This is a genomic window from Pseudosulfitobacter koreensis (assembly GCF_024733015.1).
GTDB classification, from domain to species: domain Bacteria; phylum Pseudomonadota; class Alphaproteobacteria; order Rhodobacterales; family Rhodobacteraceae; genus Pseudosulfitobacter; species Pseudosulfitobacter koreensis.
On the sequence record NZ_JANKJG010000009.1, the window covers coordinates 28,903 to 47,358 of the forward strand.

Genomic DNA, 18,456 nt, shown 5'->3' on the forward strand with positions numbered 1-18,456 from the left:
TTAGGGGGTGGCTGCCCGTGTCGTGATGAAGAAATAGACCCATTCGCCTTTGAAATCGGGGTCGGCAGCCTCGGCGCTAGCGACCTGATCGCGCAACCAGTCTAGATATGCCGCCGCCGGTTCGACCGTCGGACGGGGCCTGTCATAAAGCGGCGACGACGCGGCGAAGGCCACGGCGATTTCCTGACCGAAGGGCGGGCCGATCAGGATCGGCGCAGTGCTGCCGGGCTGGGTCGGCACCACCTGCACGGTCGCGGCAGGGGCGAAGGGGCCACTGCTATCGGTAAGGTTCGGCATCAGATGGATGACCTGCCCTGCGGCATCGAAATAATCGACATAGACATGCGCGGGATAGTCCGGGGCTTGCAGATCGAACCGCAACACCTTGCCCTCGGTAAAGAGGTAATTCTGTGCCTGCGCAGTGTCGCCGATCAGCCGTGCATCGGTGAACTGGTCGGTGGATTGCGGCAGGCCAAGGGCCGCGATGCCCGACAGTGCGCCGCACTGGGGTGCAGGCAGGTGTTGCAGGTTCGCGGCCAGGGGAATGTCGCCGCCGACCTGCGCCCGCAGCGCATCAAGAAGCGGGCCGGCAAGGGCCGGATCGGGGATATGTCCGCGCAGTTCTAGCGTGCCGGTCTCTGGCAGGAAAGTGGCCGAGACGCGGGCACAGTCGATGCCTGTCAGCAGCGCGGACAGCCCGTCGCGCACGTCGGTCGCATCGTCCAGCGCGCCGGGGGCCATGAAGGCCTGGATCGTCGCAAGAGCCTGCGGGTCGGTCACCACCCGGTCGCCAAAGCGCCAGGCCGTTTCGGCCTTGGTGCGGGTCACGGGCAGGGGCGGCTCTGTGGCGGGAGTGCTTTGGTCGGGGGCCTCCCGCGCAGACGTTCCGGTGGGGGCCTGCTCTGCGGTGTCCTCGGCATCGGGTTGCAGCGTTGCGGTGGGCTGTGCGTCTGGTCTGGTTAGGGCCGCAGTCAGTGCAACGGGCTGGCTCGGGATCACCGCAGCACCGTCTGTAGCGGCAGCGGACAGGGCGTCGGGGGCGATCGGGTCGGGGACAAGGCTTGCCTGGATCAGCTCTGCCGGGGCAACAGGGGCCGGATCGGGCAGTGTCGCGGCGGCGATCTGTTGAGGCAGCGCGGAACTGGTGGGAACTGTGCTGGCGGGCGCACGGATCGGGGCGGCGGTCTGCGCGGGGGCCAGGGTGGCGCTTAGGCTTGTGGTCTTCGGCGACGCCTGTGGCAAAGCCTGTGTCGCAGCTGTCTGCGCCTCCAGCGGTGCCGCGCTGGGGCTGAGGGGCTGTGCGTCGGATTGCGGCACGGCCCCGGAATTCAGGTCCGTCCCCTCTACCTGCGCCTCGCGCGCCCTGTCAGATTGCGGATCTTGCGCTGCCGCGCTTTGCGTCGGGGCGGTGACCGTAACCATTTGCAGGCGCGATTGCGGGCCGGGCTGGTCGGGGGTCGCGTCGAATGTGCGGGTGGCAAGGTAAAGACCGCCCGCCGCGAGATGCATCAGCGCGGACCCGGCCAGTCCTGCGGTCCAGAGAGCGGCGCGGCTTGTCACGGGCTTTCCGGTGTGACGACAAGGACAATGTCGCGCGCGCCCAGGGCTTCGATCTCGGCCACGAGGGGCAGCAGGTCAGCCATGACGGCGTCGCGGTGGGCATTGATCCGCACCAGCAGTTCGGGGTCGGCCTCAAGCTGTGCCGAAAGCGCATCAAGCAGGGCGGGCGCATCCTTCTCGGTGCCGTCTAGTGCCAGCGTGCCGGTGATACCGATTGATAGGGTCGCGCCACCTGCGGGCATGTCCGACCCGGTAATAGCGGTGGCTGGGCGCACCTCGAACGGGGCGGTGGCGTCCATGCGCCCGATCAGCATGAAGAAGACCAGCAGGAAGAACACCACGTCGATCAGCGCGATGATGGTTTCGGGCGGGGTGCGGCGCACAGGGCGCGACAGTTTCATGGCTGCCCCTCCAGCCGCATCAGGCGCAGGCGCGTGGCACCTGCCGTGGTCAACGTGTCCATGGTGCCGACCAGTGCCTGCGTCGTCGCGCGCGAAGAGGGCAGCAGCACGACCGACATAAGCGGGTTCTCGGCCAGACCCAGGCGGACCAGGTCCGCAAGTCCCTCGGGTGTCTGCGCCCGCCCCCTGACATAGGGTGCACCGTCCGCGCCGATACGGACCAGTATGGTGGTGCCGCTGCCTGACGCTTGGGATGCGGGCTGCTCGGCCCGGTCGACGACGGGCACCATGTCGAGATTGAGATAGGTCGACGTGACCATGAAAAAGACCAGCAGGATCAGCATGACGTCGATCATCGGCACCAGCGAGATCAGCTGGCGCGGCGCGGCCTTGCGGGTCAGCTGCACGGGATCGGTCCGGGGGGCATGAGCTTGGTCATCACGGAACCGTCCCTGTGTCCTCCAGCAGGAAGAATTCACCTGCGGCGGATTCAATGTCATGAGCGGCGGCTTCGACGCGGGTGGCCAGAAGGGTCGCGGCGATGGCCGCAGGGATTGCCACCACAAGGCCTGCGGCGGTGGTCAGCAGCGCCTGCCAGATGCCACCCGCCAGAACCGAGGCGTTGGCGGCACCCTGAGCCATTTCCAGTTCCTGAAACGACTGGATCATGCCCAGCACCGTGCCGAGCAAGCCCAGCAGCGGCGAGACCATCGCGACCAGTTCCAGCAGGCGGATGTGCCGCGACATCACCTCGACCTCGACATTGCCGCGGCGCAGCAGTTCAGCCTCGAGCGGTTTGCGGGGCATCTTGCGCGCTGCGGCGTTCAGCGCATAGTGCAGGATGCGGCTGGCGGGGGACGTGGCCGAGGCGAGGTTCGCGATGGCGGCCTCGCGATCCCCTTTGGACCAGCGGTCAAGCGCTGCTTGCCGGTCTGCGGCCCCGGCGCGGGCGCGCGACAGTTGCAGTGTCTTGACCACGATCAGCGTGACAGACAGCAGCGACAGCAGAATCAGGATCACGATGATCGGCCCGCCGGTTCCGACCATGGACAGGGCCGCGTTCACTTATTTCACCAGCGGGGCGGAGGTGCGGCTGACCAGCTCGACCAGAGGAAAGCAATCCATGTTGTCCTCGTTCTGGGGTTGGCAGCTGTCGATGGCGTGCAGCAGGATTTCCGAGATGTCATCACAGGCGATCTGCGGGATCTCGAAAAGCTTGAGAGTGGTGCGCGCAACGGGTAGGGGGGCCGCGTCGATGTTCAGCAGCCTGTCGATCACGCCCTGCCCGTCAAGAATGGCCAGAGACATAGAGAAGCCTTCGAAGGCCTTGCCGGTTTCATTGCGAAACAGGAAGAATGCGCGGCAGCCGCCGTCTTCTGCCGGTTCGAACTTGTTCAACTCGACGGTAAGCGCATTTTCCTGCGCAGTGGCGGCGAGCGGCAAGGCAATCGCGGCCGCCGCAAGAAGCGCCGCGCAGCGTGCTGTCAATCTGGAGAACCGGGGCATGGATGTTCCTTTTGAGGAGTATGCATGCCCGATGAAACCGCTTTGTTGCCCTTAGGTCAAGACAAGCTGCGAGGGGGCGCAAAACCGTCCTGCGCCGCGCCGAGAGTTTTTCTAGCCAAAGGAGGAATCTATGTTAAGGTTCCGCTGGGTCAAATAAACTCTGCAGTTATGGCGTATTTTCGCCGGACCAAGATCACCACGCCTGTTCTTAAGGAATTACCATGGATATCGACGCGCTGCTTCAGGAGCATGGAGAAAATCCTCCAAGCGGCGAAGACCTTGAGTACGATCCCGAATTTACCGAGATGGAGATTGCTGCCACGCCCGGTGACGAGCGGCAGGTCGGGAACGAATTCGTGCCTGGTGACGACCCCGATTACAAGGAAGTGTCGCGGCTGGCGCTGTCTGTCATCGCGCGCAGCCATGATTTGCGGGCCGGGATTTTTCTGGCCGAAGCGCAGCTGCGGCTGAACGGGCTGTCGGGGTTCGCGGACGGCACCACCTACATACGGCGGTGTCTGGAAGAGTATTGGCCGACTTGCCATCCGCAGCTGGATGCCGAGGACGATGACGACCCGACGATGCGGGTGAACGCGGTTCTGGCGTTGGCCGATGACGACCGTATCCTGCGCGGACTGCGCAAGGCTCCGCTGACCGCGAGCCGCACGTTCGGAATGATTTCGCTGCGCCATATCGCAGTGGCTGATGGCGAAATCACACCACCTGCCGACATGGAAAACGTGCCCGACGTCTCTGCTGTGGCCGCAGCGTTTCAGGACACGGATGAGGAAACCCTGCGCAAGACTGCAGAGGCAGCCGCGCAGGCGATGGCCGATGTGACGGCGATCGGCGGCATCTTTGACATGCAGACGCCCGGACAGGGCCCGGATCTGGACCCGGTTCTGAAACTTCTCAAGAAAATCAACATGCATCTGCGCAATGCCATCGGTGAACCGGTCGGCGCGGATGTGGACGCGGTTGACGAAAGCACCGGCGACGCAGCCCCAGAAATGCGCGCCGCCGGTGGCGGCAGCGTCGCGGGCGGGGGCGGGGCGATCAATTCTCCAGTTGACGTAGAGAACGCTCTGGACCGTATCATTGGTTATTATGAGCGTAAGGAGCCGTCGAGTCCTCTGCCGATTCTGCTGAGGCGCGCCAAGAAGCTGGTGAATGCCGACTTCCTGACGATCATGCGGGACATGGCGCCGAGCGGCATGGAGAATGTCAACGTGATCGGCGGGCTTGAAGACGATGAAGACTGATTTGTTGACGCAGATGAGCGCAGCGATGCTATACAACTATAACGTGATTTAGGGAGACAGAGGCGATGGCCGGAAGTTCACAGAAATTCATAGCCCGCAACCGCGCACCTCGTGTGCAAATCGAATATGACGTAGAGCTTTACGGTGCCGAGAAAAAGGTGCAGCTGCCCTTCGTCATGGGCGTCATGTCCGATCTGGCCGGCAAGTCCGAGGTCGCGCAGCCTGTCGTGGCCGACCGCAAGTTCCTTGAGATCGACGTCGACAACTTCGACGACCGGATGAAGTCAATGGCACCGCGGGCGGCATTCACCGTGCCCAACACGCTGACCGGCGAAGGCAACATGGCGGTCGACATCACCTTTGACAGCATGGACGATTTCAGCCCTGCGGCGATTGCAGCCAAGGTCGAGCCGCTGAAGGAACTCTTGGATGCGCGCACGCAGCTGAGCAACCTGATGACCTACATGGACGGCAAGTCCGGTGCCGAGGACCTGATCGCCAAGATCACGCAGGACCCGGCCCTGCTCAAGACGCTGGCCTCGCAGCCCGCCCCCCAAACTGACAGCACGGATCAGGAGTAACAGATGGCCGAGACAGAAACAGAAGCAGCAGGCGGCGCCAAGGCGACGGCCTTCGGGTCGTCCGATTTCGAGAACCTGCTGAAAAAGGAATTCCGCCCCAAGTCCGACCAGGCGAAGACGGCGGTTGAACAGGCGGTCAAAACCCTTGCGGAACAAGCGCTGGCCAACACCGCACTGGTGTCCGACGATGCGTTGCGGACCATCGAAAGCATCGTTGCACAGATCGACAAGAAACTGACCGAACAGGTCAACCTGATCCTGCACCATCCCGATTTCCAGCAGCTTGAAAGCGCCTGGCGCGGTCTGCATTACCTCGTCAACAACACCGAAACCGACGAGATGCTGAAGATCCGTGTCATGAACATCTCTAAGAAGGACATGCACAAGACCCTGCGCAAGTTCAAAGGCACGGCTTGGGACCAATCGCCGATCTTCAAAAAGGTCTACGAGGAGGAATTCGGCCAGTTCGGTGGCGAGCCTTTCGGGTCGTTGGTGGCGGATTACCATTTCGACCACAGCCCGCCCGACGTGGAACTGCTGGGCGAGATGTCCAAGATCGCGGCAGCCGCGCACGCACCGCTGATCACCGGGGCCAATCCGACGCTGTTCCAGATGGACAGCTGGTCCGAGCTCGCCAATCCGCGCGATCTGACCAAGATCTTCCAGACGCCGGAGTATGCGTCCTGGCGGTCCCTGCGCGAAAGCGAAGATTCCAAGTACGTGGGCCTTGCAATGCCGCGTTTCCTGGGCCGTCTGCCCTATGGGTCCAAGACCGATCCCGTCGAAGATTTCGCCTTTGAGGAGGACACGGACGGGTCCGACAGCACTAAATACGGCTGGGTCAACGCCGCCTATGGCATGGCGGTCAACATCAACCGCTCGTTCAAGGAATACGGCTGGTGCAGCCGCATCCGTGGCATCGAAAGCGGCGGTGCGCTGACCAATCTGCCGTCGCATACCTTTCCGACGGATGATGGTGGCGTGGATCAGAAATGTCCGACTGAAATCGCTATTTCCGACCGGCGCGAGGGCGAGCTTGCCAAGAACGGGATGATGCCCCTGATCCACCGCAAGAACTCGGACCTTGCGGCCTTTATCGGAGCGCAGTCGCTGCACAAGCCTGCGGAATATGACGACGACGATGCGACGGCCAACGCCAATTTGGCGGCGCGGCTGCCCTATCTCTTCGCGACGTGCCGGTTCGCCCACTACCTCAAGTGCATCGTGCGCGACAAGGTCGGCAGCTACAAAAGCCGTGACGACATGCAGGAATGGCTGCAGCAGTGGATTAACCAGTATGTCGATTTCAATCCGGAAACCTCACCTGAATCCGTGAAGGCGCAGCACCCGCTTGCCGCCGCCGAAGTCGTCATCGAGGAAGTCGAGGGCAACCCAGGTTACTACACGTCGAAGTTCTTTCTTCGACCTCACTATCAGTTGGAGGGTCTGTCTGTTTCCCTTCGGCTGGTTTCGAAGCTGCCGAGCGAAAAGGGCTGATTTACGACCGATACTCTCGGCGACCTAAGACCATAGAAACACCAACAATGAGGAAGACCAAAAATGTCATTTGACGCATTTATGTATATGCCCGGTGAAGGTAAGCTGAAAGGCGAAACCCAAGATGACGATATGTCAAAGTTGGACGCCTTTGAAATCCTGAGCTTTGAAATCGGGGCCGAGAACAATATCAACATCGGATCTATTTCGTCCGGTGGTGGGGCCGGCAAGGCCACGTTCAAGGAACTGACAGTCACCAAAAAGACCGATACCGCGTCTTGCGGCCTGTTCACGCGCCTGTGCGAAGGTGGCCACATCCAGGACGTGCACATCGTGCTGCGCCGGTCTGGTGGCACGGCCGGCAAATCTGGTGCGACCTTCCTGAAGTTCGATTTCAAGCTGGTCATGATCCAGGACATTAGCTGGTCCGGTTCGGACGGTGACGACATCTGCGAAGAAACACTGGTCATGCAGTATGGCGCGATGAAAGTCGAATACAGCCAGCAGGACGTCAAGGGCACCATGAAGAAGCACAGCGATGCGATGTGGAGCCGGGTCAAGAACAAGGCCGAACTTACCGTTTGATCGTCTCGTCTGGCAGCACTGCGTGAAGGCCGGCCCGACTGTGGGCTGGCCTTTGCGAAATTATTACTCAGGGGGGATGCGGTGATAGCCGAGGATCAGTTACAAGCCGGTGATCTGGACGGAGCGCTTGCCGCGTTGCAGGACGCTGTGCGCAAGGATGCCGCCAATCCCGCGCTGCGCGTTTTCCTGTTTCAGCTGCTGTGCGTGCGCGGCGACTGGAAGCGTGCGATTGCGCAATTGAAGGTATCGGCTGAGCTTGATCCGTCGGCGACACCGATGGCGCAGACCTACCGCGAGGGCATCATCTGCGAAGTCTACCGCGAGAAGGTCTTCGCGGGCGAGAAGGCACCGCTGATCTTTGGCGCGCCGCAGGAGTGGACCGCGCTGATCGTTGAGGCGCTGAAAGCGAATGCCGCGGGCGAGGCAGGCAGGGCCGCCGAGATCCGGGCGCGCGCGTTTGACGCCGCACCCACGGTGTCGGGCAAGATCGACGGGCAGCCGTTCGAATGGGTCGCGGACGCCGATATGCGGCTGGGTCCGCTGCTGGAGATCATCGTGAACGGCAAGTATTACTGGATGCCGTTCTCGTCGATCGCCAAGGCCGAATTCGAAGACCCCGCCGATCTGCGCGATGTGGTCTGGACGCCCTGCACCATCACCCTGACCAATGGCGGCGAGTTTGTCGCGCTGATCCCGACCCGCTATGCTGGAACGGCCTCTGCCGAGAATGCGGCGTTGAAACTGGCGCGAGCGACGGAATGGACCGACCTGGGCCATGATACATTCGCGGGCCTTGGCCAGCGGCTGATCGCCACCGATCTGGGCGACACTGCGCTGATGGATCTGCGTCTGCTCGAACTGGACCCGGTTGCCAGTGCCGAGGGGCAGGCGGATGTCTGACCGCATGATTTCCGAACGGCTGCAGCCGTCGCTTCTGGACCGTCTGACCGATCAGTCGCCGTCGGACAAGACAGAGCGGCGCGAAGATCGGGTGATCGACCTGCGCAAGTTGCGCGAGATCATCCAGCGCGATCTGGTCTGGCTGCTGAACACGTCCGATAACGCCACGATGATCGACGCGGAAAAGTACCCCAACGTGTCCCGGTCGGTGCTGAATTACGGCATCCGCGAGGTGGCCGGAGATTATTCAACCGCCGAGCGCGCGGAGCTGATCCGAAAGTCGATCGTCAGCGCGATCCGCACCTTCGAGACGCGGATACATTCGGATTCTGTCGCGGTCGCGCTGCGTGTCGGACAGGACAGCGGCGGCAGCATCGTGACCTTCGACATTCGCGCCGACATGTGGGCGCAGCCCTTGCCCATGGAGCTCTATCTGCGCAGCCAGGTCGATGTCACCACCGGCGAGCTTGAGCTGGAAAGGATCGTCTGACCCGCCATGGATACGCGCCTGCTGAAACATTACGAAGGCGAATTGGCCTTCATGCGCGATATGGGTGCCGAGTTCGCCGAGGCCTTTCCCAAGATCGCGGCCCGGCTGGGCATGGACGGGGTCGAGGTCGTCGATCCCTATGTGGAACGGCTTCTGGAAGGCGTCGCGTTCCTGTCGGCGCGGGTCCAACTGGAACTGGAGCTGCAATATCCGACACTGACTTCGCATCTGCTGGAAATCATCTATCCGCATTACCTTGCGCCGCTGCCGTCGATGATGGTGGCCGCGTTCGAGCCTGACATGCAGAACGCGGCGCTTGACGATGGCTATACGATCCCACGCCATTCGGTTCTGCGCAGCACGCTGGGCGAAGATGATCACACGGCTTGCGTCTTTCGCAGTGCCAGCGACGTCACGCTGTGGCCTATCACCATTACCGAGGCCGAGTATATCGACGGGCGCGGCGAACTGGCCGCGGCGGGCATCTCGCGCGATATCGAAGCGCGGGCGGCAATCAGGCTGCGGCTCAGCCGTTTCGGCAATCTGCCGATTGCCGATCTGTCGCTGGACAATCTTGTGCTGTTCCTGAACGGGCAAGAGGGCAAGAATTGGGACCTGCACGAGCTTTTGGGCACGCAGGTGACGGGATTGGTGGGCCGCTCGACCGACCGGCGGAACGACTGGATCGCGGAACTGCCTGCTGGGCGTGTGGTGCCGCGCGGCTATGACCCCGAAGAGGCGCTGTTGCCGACGCCGCAGCGGTCTTTTGATGGCTATCGGCTGTTGCAGGAGTATTTTGCGATGCCCGAGCGGTTTCATTTCGTGGAACTGCAGGGGCTGAGCATGGCCATCGGTCGCGCCAAGGGGCACGACGTCGATATCTATATCCTGCTGCGCGAAGGCGCGCCCGACATCGCCTCGGGCGTGACACCCGAAGCGTTCACGCTGCACGCGACGCCCGCGATCAACCTCTTTCACAAGCGCTGCGACAGGGTGCACGTGTCGGGTGCCGCCGTGGAGCAGCATGTGGTCGCGGACCGTACCGCGCCGCTCGATTTCGAGATTTTCTCGATTGAGGGCGTGTCGGGCATTTCGGCGGAGGGCGAACAGGACGTGCCGTTCCGCCCGTTCTATTCCGCCGATGATCTGACCGCTGCAGGCGAACGGCACACCGCCTATTACACGCAGTCGCGCAAGATGCGGCAGCGGGCGGAACGCGAGCGGCTCAAGGGGGTGCGGACGTCCTATCTGGGGTCCGAATTGTACCTGTCGCTTGTGGACAGCGCGCAGGCGCCGTTTTCGGCCAGTCTGGACCAGTTGGCAGTGCAGGCGATGGTCACCAACCGCGACTTGCCGTTGTTGCTGCCGACCGGATCGAAGGACGTGTTTCACTTGCCCGAGGGAGGGCCGGTGGCACATGTGACCACGCCGGTCAGTCCCACGCGTCCGCGACCGACGCTGGCACAGGGCGACACGGCGTGGCGGCTGATCTCACATCTGAGCCTCAATTACCTGTCGATTGCCGAGACCGGCAAGGATGATGGCGGTGCCGCCCTGCGCGAGCTAATCGGAATCTATGCACCCTCGGGCAACAAGGTTCTGGAAAAGCAGCTTGAGGGGCTGACCGGCGTGTCGACCCGGCCCATCGTGCGGCGCATGTCGGACGAGGTGCTGTCGACGGCGGTGCGCGGTCTGGAGATTTCCATCACCTTCGACGAAAGTTTTTTCGAGGGCACCAGCGTCTATCTACTGGGCGCGGTGCTTGAGCGATTTTTACGCAAATACGTCTCTATCAACAGTTTTACAGAAACGGTGCTTGTCACCCAGCAGCGCGGAGAGATTACCCGATGGCGCCCCAGGACAGGTCTGGGCCGGATCCTCTGACGCATCTGCAGCGGCTGAGCGACGACCCCGAGAAACATCATATTTTCCATGCTTTTCGCATTTTGGAAGCGGCGTTTCCGGATGCACCACGGCTGGGCGAGGCGCGCCGTCCGCGCGAGGACAAGGTGCGGTTCGGGCAAGAGGCCGAGTTGTCGTTTCCGCCCTCGACCGTCGCCGGATTCAAGCCGCCCGCCGGAAGCAAACCGGGGCGTCTGACCAATCGATTTTTCGGGCTTTTCGGGCCGCAGGGGCCGCTGCCGCTGCATCTGACGGAACATGCCCGCGCCCGGCTGCGCCATCACCGCGACCCGACCTTTGTGGAATTTGCGAACATCCTGACGCACCGGCTGATGACGCTGCTTTACCGTGCGTGGCGGTCGGGGCAGCCCGCGCCCAGCTTTGACCGGGGCAACAACGACGGGATCGAGCGCAAGATCGCGGCCATAGCGGGCTATCACGGCGCGCACCTGCGCGAACGTGATGACCTGCCGGATTTGGCCAAACGTCATTTCGCGGGGCTGCTGGCACAGGGACCCAAGAACGCCGAAGGGCTGCGATCCATCGTCGAGGCGTTCTTTGGCACCAAGGTTCAGGTGCAGGAATTCGTAGGCTGCTGGCTTGAGCTTGAACCGGATGACCGCTGGCGGATGGGCGTGCCTGCCGCACTCGGGCGCACCACCTCGATCGGGGAACGGGTCTGGACGCGGTCCGCCAAGTTCCGACTGCGGCTGGGCCCGCTTAGCCTCGCCGACTACACCCGGCTGCTGCCGGGGGGCGCGTCGCTGCCCCGGCTGCGCGCCATCGTGCGCAATTACGCGGGCGATGCGATGGACTGGGATGTGAACCTGGTGCTGCGCGCTGACGAAATACCGCGCGCCAAGCTGGGCGAGACGGTGCGGCTGGGACAGACCAGCTGGATCGGTGAGAGCAAGATCAAGAAAGATGCCGACAACCTGTTTCTGGAGCCGAACGCCCAGATGCAGATGGCGACAATGACAGGAAGGACTTGAGATGACGGAAATCAGCCGCGTTGCGTTGTTCGGTAAGCTGAACAGCCTTGGGTACAAGGCCATCGAAGGGGCGACGGTGTTCTGCAAGATGCGCGGCAACCCCTATGTCGAGATCGTGCACTGGATTCACCAGATCCTGAACAATCAGGACAGCGACCTGCACCGCATCATCGACCATTTCGATCTGGACATGGGCAAGATCGCGACCGAGATAACCAAGGCGCTGGACAACCTGCCGCGCGGGGCAAGCTCGGTGTCGGATCTGTCGTCACATCTTGAGGACGCGATGGAACGGGCTTGGGTTTGGGGGTCGCTGCTGTATTCATCGAACCAGGTGCGGACCGGGCACATCCTGCTGGGGATGCTGGAGACGCCGAACCTGCGCAACATTCTGATGGGCCTGTCGCCAACGCTGGCGGGGGTGAAGGCCGACGCGCTGGCCGACGATTTCCACAAGATCACTGATGGCTCGCCCGAGGACCGTATGCGGCCGCAAGACGGATCGGTGACCGGCGGCGGGGCCGAACCGGGCGAGGCGTCGGGGGCGATGTCCCCTTCGCAGATGGGCAAGCAAGAGGCGTTGGACCAGTTCTGCACGGACTTGACCGAACAGGCCCGCAACGGCGAAATCGACCCCATCGTCGGCCGCGACGAGGAAATCAGGCAGATCGTCGACGTGCTGATGCGGCGGCGGCAGAACAACCCGATTCTGACCGGCGAGGCGGGCGTGGGCAAGACGGCGGTCGTCGAAGGCTTTGCGCTGCGCATCGCGCGGGGTGACGTGCCGCCTGCGCTGAAGGACGTGCGGCTGCTGGTGCTGGATGTTGGCCTGTTGCAGGCCGGTGCCAGCATGAAGGGCGAATTCGAGAACCGTCTGCGCCAAGTGATCGACGAGGTGCAGGGATCGCCCACGCCCATCGTGATGTTCGTGGACGAGACGCATACGCTGGTCGGTGCCGGTGGTGCTGCGGGAACCGGCGACGCCGCGAACCTGTTGAAGCCTGCGCTGGCGCGCGGCACGCTGCGGACCATCGGTGCGACGACCTGGGCTGAGTACAAGAAATACATCGAAAAAGACCCCGCGCTGACCCGCCGTTTCCAGGTCGTACATGTGGAAGAGCCGGGTATCCCGAAGGCGATCCTGATGATGCGCGGAATCGCGGGGATGCTGGAAAAGCACCATAATGTGCAGGTGCTGGACGAGGGGATCGAGGCCGCTGTCACGCTGTCCGCGCGCTATATCCCCGCACGGCAATTGCCGGACAAGTCGGTTAGCCTGCTGGACACCGCCTGCGCGCGTGTGGCCGTCAGCCAGCACGCGGTGCCTGCCCAGGTCGACGACAGCCGTCGGCGGATCGAGGCGCTGAGCACTGAGCTGGAGATCATCGGACGCGATGAAAGTGCAGGTTTCGACGTGGACGAGCGCCGCGCTTCGGTGACCGCGGCCAAGCAGGAGGAAGAGACGCGCCTCACCGGGCTGAACGTGAACTGGGAGGCCGAGAAGGCGCTGGTGGCCGAGATCATCGCGTTGCGCGCACAGTTGCGCGGCGCGGGTCATGCGGTGGAGCCGACCGAGACGCCGGAAGGCGAAGCGGCGACCGAGGCCGCGTCGGAGGAGACCGGCGTCACGCCGATGAGCGAGGCAGAGCGCGCCGACGTAATGGCGAAGCTGAAGGCAAAGAATGCCGAACTGGTGGCGCAGCAGGGTGACAGCCCACTGATCCTGCCCATTGTCGATCATCAGGCGGTGGCCAGTGTGGTCGGTGACTGGACCGGTATTCCGGTGGGGCGCATGCTGAAAGACGAGATCGAGGTGATTCTCAACCTTGAGGAACATCTGTCGCGCCGGGTCATCGGTCAGGATCACGCGATGAAGATGATCGCCAAGCGCATACAGACCAGCCGTGCGGGCCTCGATAACCCCAGCAAGCCCATCGGGGTGTTCATGCTGGCCGGCACCAGCGGCGTCGGCAAGACCGAAACCGCGCTGGCGCTGGCCGAGGTTCTGTACGGTGGCGAACAGAACGTCATCACCATCAATATGAGCGAGTACCAAGAGGCGCATACGGTGTCGTCGCTGAAAGGCGCGCCTCCGGGCTATGTCGGCTACGGCGAGGGCGGGGTGCTGACCGAGGCGGTGCGGCGCAAGCCTTATTCGGTGGTGCTGCTGGACGAGGTGGAAAAGGCGCATCCGGATGTCCATGAGATATTCTTCCAGGTCTTCGACAAGGGCGTGATGGAGGACGGCGAGGGCCGGGTGATCGACTTCAAGAACACGCTGATCCTGCTGACGTCGAACGCGGGCACCGAGCTGATCATGGACCTGTGTTCGGATCCCGAACTGCTGCCCGAACCCGAAGGTATGGCCAAGGCCCTGCGCGAGCCGCTGCTCAAGGTGTTCCCGCCCGCGCTGTTGGGGCGTCTGGTGGCGATCCCCTATTATCCGCTGAGCCCGCACATGATCGCGGAAATCACCAAGTTGCAGCTGGGCCGGATCAAGAAGCGCGTGACCGCGGCGCATGGTGTGCCGTTCGAATATTCCGACGCGGTGGTCGACGAGATCGTCAACCGCTGCCAGGAGCTGGAAAGCGGCGGGCGGATGATCGACGCCATCGTGACGAACACGATGCTGCCCGACATCTCGGCTGAATTCCTGCGCCGGATGATGGAGGGCCGCGAAATCGACAAGGTGGCTATCGACGTCGCGGACGGGCAATTCACCTACAGCTTCAACTGATCCACCGGAAACGCAACGCAAGAGGAGGACGGACCATGGCCAAGCATACAGTGATGGACAAGAAGAAGGTCGAGATCAGCGTCTCGGGCCTGAAAATGGTGAAGCCACCGGCGCTGAGTTTCAAGGTGGTGGTCGAGCTGGACAAGAAGATGGAGAAGGGGGCTGAGAAGGACCCGCTGCTGATCCAGGAATTCCAGAACGCGGCGATGGAGGTTTACGACCAGACCGTCAAGACGATCGAGCAGAAGTGCAAGGTGTTCGACAAGGGTTTCCTTGAGATGGCCTCGAAGGGGGCCAGCAAGTCCGACATGAAAAAGCAGCTCGACGGGCTGAACAACGCGATCAGGAACGACGTCAAGGTTGCCGAGAAAGCCGCCGAGATCAACGTCGCCAAGGCCTGGGCCAGCCTCCAGAAGAAAAAGAAGGAATGGTCGAAGTTCAAGATCAAGATCGCCACCACCATCATCGGCACGCTGGCAGGGCTGGCGGTGTCGATCGCGGCGATGGCAACCTCGCCTTTTTCCGGGGGGGCGGGGGCCGCGTTGGGCATCATCGGCTTCGTGAAATCGGGCGTCACGCTGGCGACCGAGATCGGCAAGATCGCAATATCGATCGAAGCGGCCAAGAAGGTCGTCGAGCTGAACCTAAAGGTCGTGGAAGCGACCGCGAAGAAAACCGGTGTTTATGCGGCCAACGAGGTGTCGGGCGCGATCTTCAACGAGTTCGTGGGCATCTCCCAGCCGACAATCAAGTCGACCGAGGGGGCCGCCGATACGCTGAGTGCCAAATACGCGCAGATCGTGGTGAAGGTGCATGAATTGAGCAAGGTGCTGAACAAGATCCTCGCGCAGCAGGACAAGATGCAAAAAGAGTTCATGAAGGACGTGGACAAGCGGTTGAAGAACCACCCTGCGCCCAACAAGACCGCGCAGCGCAAGGTGATCGAAAAGCAGCTGGATGATGCGCTGGGGGACAATTACGCCAAGGTCATGAAGGCCCTTGGCGATGTGCAGAAGATGTATGCCGACGTGACCAAATGGAAGGTGCCGGTCAAGACGCTGAAGATCAGGGTCAAGCAACTGTCGATGAAGGACCCCAAGGCGCTGAAGGTGTTTCGCGAGGGGCTGAAGTTCGCCTCACTGGCGCTGGCCCCCATCGACGGCAACTCTGTCGCCACTACGGCCAAGGATCTGGGCATGGGTCTGGGCGGCGCCGTGGGCGGCTATGCCTTTGACAAGATCAGCAGCAAGGCCATCGACGGTACATTCTTCGACGCGGCCTGACCGCGCGGCGGGGCGCTGATCTGTGGTGATGCCCGGCCGGAGCGGGGCGGGGCAAAGCCGTTACAATGAGGATTTGGAACAATGGCGGATGTGGGAAAGACCAAGATCAGCGTCGAGCGCAAGATAAATCCGTTCGGCGAGACCAAGACCAAAAAGGCCCCCGACTGGTTCAAGGCCCGGCCCGGAGCCGAGAGTGCGGTTAGCGATCTGACGTTTAAGCGGACGATGGAGCTGGACCCGCGAAAGTGGAAGAAGAAGGTGATCGAGGACGGTATCTATGCCGTGGCCCGCTATGAGTTGTCGCTGTTCTCGACCGCTTTGGGAGGGCTGGAAAAGGATATCCTGAATGCGCGTCCGAAAGAGCGCAAAAAGGCGAAGTTCCTGCGCAACGACAAGGATGAGACGCCCGACGAAAAGAAGGCGCTCGATGATGCCGAAACTCAGGTCAGGAAGCTGTTCAAGAAAATGTCCAGCCAGATCGACGACAAGGTGTCTGTCGCGCTGGACGAGATCGAAAGCGACAAGGGCGACAACAAGAAGGCGCTTGCCGGCGGCAAGGATGCGCTGAAGAAATTCGATACGCTGAACACGTCCGGCATGTTCTCGAAGCTGACAAGCCAGGTGGTAAAGGCCATCTATATGCTGGGCGTCGAGATCGAAAAATCGGGCGACGAGGCGGACAAGCTCGCGTTCAAGAAGGCCGCCACCACGCTGGACAAGGTCAAGAAGGACTACGACGGCACCGCCAGGACCACGAAGACCGTGGCAAGCTATCTGCTGACGCAGGGCAAGAAGATGGCGACCGACACCAAGGCCGATCCGGAACTGCAGGAGATCGGCAAGATGATTTCCAAATCGGGCAAGGTGAACACCTCGCTGACCAAGCTGTCTGGCACCATCGACACCTATGAAAAGTCACTGGATGGCACGATTGCATTCGTCAAAGGCGGCACATCGACTGCTTCTGCCGCAAAAAGCTGGGCGACGCGGTTCGGAAACGAGCACAAGAGCAAGGACAAGGCGGTCGCGGAAGCGGTAAAGTCGGTGAAGCTTGTCAGCAAGAAATTCAACGAAGCGGCCAGAAAGGTAAAGTGATGTCGAGCCACTCGTCTGTCCATGAGTTGCCGGAGGTGCCCGGCGCCGCCGGAAACACATCTGATGGACCGGCATCGGGCCAGGAGCACGATCCCTATTTCCGCGCCCGCCTGCGCAGGTTCATCGAACGGTCGGCGGTCCAGATGTTCATCATGGGCGTCATCATCTTCAACGCGATCACGCTGGGGCTGAGCACCTCGGACTATCTGCAGGCCCATATCGGTGATTGGCTGCGTGTGGTCGACAGGGTGGTGCTGGTGATTTTCGTTCTGGAACTGCTGATCAAGCTTTATGCCTATGGGCTGAAGTTCTTTCGGAACTCGTGGAATATCTTCGACTTCTTCGTGGTCAGCATTGGACTGTTCCCGCAGACCGACAGCATGTCGGCGCTGCGCGGGCTGCGGGTGATCCGCGCGATGCGGCTGTTGTCGGTGATCCCGCAGATGCGCGCCGTGGTGCAGGCGCTGCTGGATGCACTGCCGGGGATGGGCGCCGTGATCATCATGATCTCGATCGTGTTCTACGTCTTTGCCGTGATGGCGACGATCATGTACGGCAACACCTTCGACGAATGGTTCGGCACGCTGGGCCGCAGTCTCTATTCCCTGTTCCAGATCATGACGTTGGAAAGCTGGTCGATGGGCATCGTGAGGCCGGTCATGGAAGTGCATCCGATGGCCTGGGTGTTTTTTGTGCCGTTCATCGTGATCACCGCCTTTTCGGTCCTCAACCTGTTCATCGGTCTTCTGGTCAACACCATGCAATCCGCAGTGGAAGAGGAAACCGAGGCCGAGTTCGAGACGCTGCGCACGCTGGTGCGCGAAGAGACCGATCAGGTGGGCGCGCAGGTGAACGCCCTGCACGCGGAAATCCGCGAATTGCGGGAAGAGTTGCGCAAGGCGCGGGGAGACAAGGCATGAGCGACAGCCAGAAATTCATCGCGCGCAACCGCGCACCTCGGGTGCAGATCGAATATGACGTCGAGCTTTATGGTGCGGCCAAGAAAGTGCAGTTGCCCTTCGTGATGGGGGTGCTGTCCGATCTGTCGGGCACGTCTCCGCAGCCTGCCGTCGCGGACCGTGGTTTTCTGGAGATCGACGTCGACAATTTCGACGACCGGATGCGAGCGCTGGCACCCAGGGCGCAATTCAACGTGCCAAACACCTTGACGGGGGAGGGATCGCTTGGCGTTGATTTGACCTTCGACAAGATGGCCGATTTCACGCCGCAAGCGATTGCCGAAAAGGTCGAACCCCTGCGCCCTCTGCTTGAGGCGCGGCGGCAGTTGACGGACCTGATGACCTATATGGATGGCAAGGCCGGGGCCGAAGCACTGATCGAGCAGTTGCTGACGCAGCCCGGCCTGTTGCAGACGCTGACAGACGGCGAGACGTCGGACAGCAACACCGAAGCGGCACTTGCATCGCTGCGCGCGGCCTTGCCGACAACGCAAAGCCCGCAGGATACCACGGGCGATGTGCTGTCGGAACTGGCGGCGCGGGCACCTGTTGATGCGTCACCGGATACGTCGGTGGCAGATGTGCTCGGCACGCTGGGCCCCGCGCCGGAGGCCGAAACCCAGGACGACACGGGCGCAGCGCTGGCAGGATTGCGTGCGACCGAGATGAACCAGACGCCCGAGGCGGACACTACCGGCGACGTGCT

Annotated in this window: 17 protein-coding genes and 1 pseudogene; 13 read left to right on the plus strand and 5 right to left on the minus strand. The window is 62.1% G+C overall.

Translation table 11 applies throughout. The annotated features are described in order from the left end of the window. Genes NTA49_RS17270 through NTA49_RS12445 form a run of 5 tightly spaced genes read right to left on the minus strand, consistent with a single transcriptional unit; the run spans position 1 to position 3,467 of the window. Positions 1–1,560 (minus strand): DUF4384 domain-containing protein, encoded by a 1,560-nt coding sequence (locus NTA49_RS17270; protein WP_258295113.1) that lies wholly within the window; start codon positions 1,558–1,560, stop codon positions 1–3. Beyond that, on the minus strand, positions 1,557–1,961 hold the full coding sequence (locus NTA49_RS12430) for an ExbD/TolR family protein (RefSeq protein ID WP_258295114.1): 405 nt from the start codon (positions 1,959–1,961) through the stop codon (positions 1,557–1,559). Before NTA49_RS12430 ends, NTA49_RS17270 begins: the two co-directional genes overlap by 4 nt. Beyond that, complete coding sequence (locus NTA49_RS12435; protein WP_258295115.1) at positions 1,958–2,368, minus strand: ExbD/TolR family protein; 411 nt, start codon at positions 2,366–2,368, stop codon at positions 1,958–1,960. Before NTA49_RS12435 ends, NTA49_RS12430 begins: the two co-directional genes overlap by 4 nt. Before the next feature lie 31 nt (positions 2,369–2,399). Continuing rightward, positions 2,400–3,026 (minus strand): MotA/TolQ/ExbB proton channel family protein, encoded by a 627-nt coding sequence (locus NTA49_RS12440; RefSeq protein WP_258295116.1) that lies wholly within the window; start codon positions 3,024–3,026, stop codon positions 2,400–2,402. Continuing rightward, a complete protein-coding gene (locus NTA49_RS12445) occupies positions 3,027–3,467 on the minus strand; it encodes a hypothetical protein (RefSeq protein WP_258295117.1) in 441 nt (146 codons plus the stop codon). 221 nt (positions 3,468–3,688) lie between these two features. Here NTA49_RS12445 and tssA point away from each other — a divergent pair, with 221 nt between their 5' ends. From tssA to tssB (NTA49_RS17215), 13 genes and pseudogenes are all read left to right on the plus strand, one after another. Then, positions 3,689–4,729, plus strand: coding sequence for a type VI secretion system protein TssA (gene tssA, locus NTA49_RS12450; protein WP_258295118.1), 1,041 nt, complete (start codon positions 3,689–3,691; stop codon positions 4,727–4,729). Between the two features lie 65 nt (positions 4,730–4,794). After that, positions 4,795–5,310, plus strand: a complete 516-nt coding sequence (gene tssB, locus NTA49_RS12455) for a type VI secretion system contractile sheath small subunit (RefSeq protein WP_258295119.1) — start codon at positions 4,795–4,797, stop codon at positions 5,308–5,310. Positions 5,311–5,313: 3 nt separating this feature from the next. Continuing rightward, complete coding sequence (gene tssC, locus NTA49_RS12460) at positions 5,314–6,807, plus strand: type VI secretion system contractile sheath large subunit (protein WP_258295120.1); 1,494 nt, start codon at positions 5,314–5,316, stop codon at positions 6,805–6,807. A 63-nt stretch (positions 6,808–6,870) separates the two neighbouring features. Then, a complete protein-coding gene (locus tag NTA49_RS12465; RefSeq protein WP_258295121.1) occupies positions 6,871–7,392 on the plus strand; it encodes a type VI secretion system tube protein Hcp in 522 nt (173 codons plus the stop codon). 81 nt (positions 7,393–7,473) lie between these two features. Next, positions 7,474–8,292 carry a type VI secretion system accessory protein TagJ gene (locus NTA49_RS12470; protein WP_258295122.1) on the plus strand — a complete coding sequence of 273 codons (819 nt, stop codon included), beginning with the start codon at positions 7,474–7,476 and terminating at the stop codon, positions 8,290–8,292. Beyond that, complete coding sequence (gene tssE / locus NTA49_RS12475; protein ID WP_258295123.1) at positions 8,285–8,782, plus strand: type VI secretion system baseplate subunit TssE; 498 nt, start codon at positions 8,285–8,287, stop codon at positions 8,780–8,782. The genes NTA49_RS12470 and tssE overlap by 8 nt, the downstream gene beginning before the upstream one ends. 6 nt (positions 8,783–8,788) lie before the next feature. Beyond that, positions 8,789–10,666 (plus strand): type VI secretion system baseplate subunit TssF, encoded by a 1,878-nt coding sequence (gene tssF / locus NTA49_RS12480; protein ID WP_258295124.1) that lies wholly within the window; start codon positions 8,789–8,791, stop codon positions 10,664–10,666. Beyond that, complete coding sequence (gene tssG, locus NTA49_RS12485) at positions 10,630–11,676, plus strand: type VI secretion system baseplate subunit TssG (protein WP_258295125.1); 1,047 nt, start codon at positions 10,630–10,632, stop codon at positions 11,674–11,676. Before tssF ends, tssG begins: the two co-directional genes overlap by 37 nt. A gap of 1 nt (position 11,677) precedes the next feature. Then, the gene (gene tssH, locus NTA49_RS12490; RefSeq protein WP_258295126.1) at positions 11,678–14,413 is read left to right on the plus strand and encodes a type VI secretion system ATPase TssH; all 2,736 of its coding nucleotides are present in this window, start codon (positions 11,678–11,680) and stop codon (positions 14,411–14,413) included. 35 nt (positions 14,414–14,448) lie between these two features. Continuing rightward, positions 14,449–15,696: a hypothetical protein gene (locus NTA49_RS12495; protein ID WP_258295127.1), complete on the plus strand. Its 1,248-nt coding sequence runs from the start codon at positions 14,449–14,451 to the stop codon at positions 15,694–15,696. 81 nt (positions 15,697–15,777) lie between these two features. Beyond that, entirely contained in the window at positions 15,778–16,791 is a 1,014-nt protein-coding gene (locus NTA49_RS12500; RefSeq protein WP_258295128.1) for a hypothetical protein, read from the plus strand. Then, the gene (locus NTA49_RS12505; RefSeq protein WP_258295129.1) at positions 16,791–17,711 is read left to right on the plus strand and encodes an ion transporter; all 921 of its coding nucleotides are present in this window, start codon (positions 16,791–16,793) and stop codon (positions 17,709–17,711) included. The genes NTA49_RS12500 and NTA49_RS12505 overlap by 1 nt, the downstream gene beginning before the upstream one ends. Beyond that, positions 17,708–18,169, plus strand: a pseudogene (gene tssB, locus NTA49_RS17215) (type VI secretion system contractile sheath small subunit); the annotation flags it as partial. The gene NTA49_RS12505 and the pseudogene tssB (NTA49_RS17215), both read left to right, overlap by 4 nt. Positions 18,170–18,456 lie beyond the last annotated feature (287 nt).

What these genes read in the sequence shown, in the direction of transcription:
- NTA49_RS12430 (WP_258295114.1), bottom strand. Translation starts at nt 1,961, where the DNA reads ATGAAACTGTCGCGCCCTGTGCGCCGCACCCCGCCCGAAACCATCATC.
- NTA49_RS12445 (WP_258295117.1), bottom strand. Translation starts at nt 3,467, where the DNA reads ATGCCCCGGTTCTCCAGATTGACAGCACGCTGCGCGGCGCTTCTTGCG.
- tssA (WP_258295118.1), top strand. Translation starts at nt 3,689, where the DNA reads ATGGATATCGACGCGCTGCTTCAGGAGCATGGAGAAAATCCTCCAAGC.
- tssB (WP_258295119.1), top strand. Translation starts at nt 4,795, where the DNA reads ATGGCCGGAAGTTCACAGAAATTCATAGCCCGCAACCGCGCACCTCGT.
- tssC (WP_258295120.1), top strand. Translation starts at nt 5,314, where the DNA reads ATGGCCGAGACAGAAACAGAAGCAGCAGGCGGCGCCAAGGCGACGGCC.
- NTA49_RS12465 (WP_258295121.1), top strand. Translation starts at nt 6,871, where the DNA reads ATGTCATTTGACGCATTTATGTATATGCCCGGTGAAGGTAAGCTGAAA.
- tssE (WP_258295123.1), top strand. Translation starts at nt 8,285, where the DNA reads ATGTCTGACCGCATGATTTCCGAACGGCTGCAGCCGTCGCTTCTGGAC.
- tssF (WP_258295124.1), top strand. Translation starts at nt 8,789, where the DNA reads ATGGATACGCGCCTGCTGAAACATTACGAAGGCGAATTGGCCTTCATG.
- tssG (WP_258295125.1), top strand. Translation starts at nt 10,630, where the DNA reads ATGGCGCCCCAGGACAGGTCTGGGCCGGATCCTCTGACGCATCTGCAG.
- tssH (WP_258295126.1), top strand. Translation starts at nt 11,678, where the DNA reads ATGACGGAAATCAGCCGCGTTGCGTTGTTCGGTAAGCTGAACAGCCTT.
- NTA49_RS12495 (WP_258295127.1), top strand. Translation starts at nt 14,449, where the DNA reads ATGGCCAAGCATACAGTGATGGACAAGAAGAAGGTCGAGATCAGCGTC.
- NTA49_RS12500 (WP_258295128.1), top strand. Translation starts at nt 15,778, where the DNA reads ATGGCGGATGTGGGAAAGACCAAGATCAGCGTCGAGCGCAAGATAAAT.
- NTA49_RS12505 (WP_258295129.1), top strand. Translation starts at nt 16,791, where the DNA reads ATGTCGAGCCACTCGTCTGTCCATGAGTTGCCGGAGGTGCCCGGCGCC.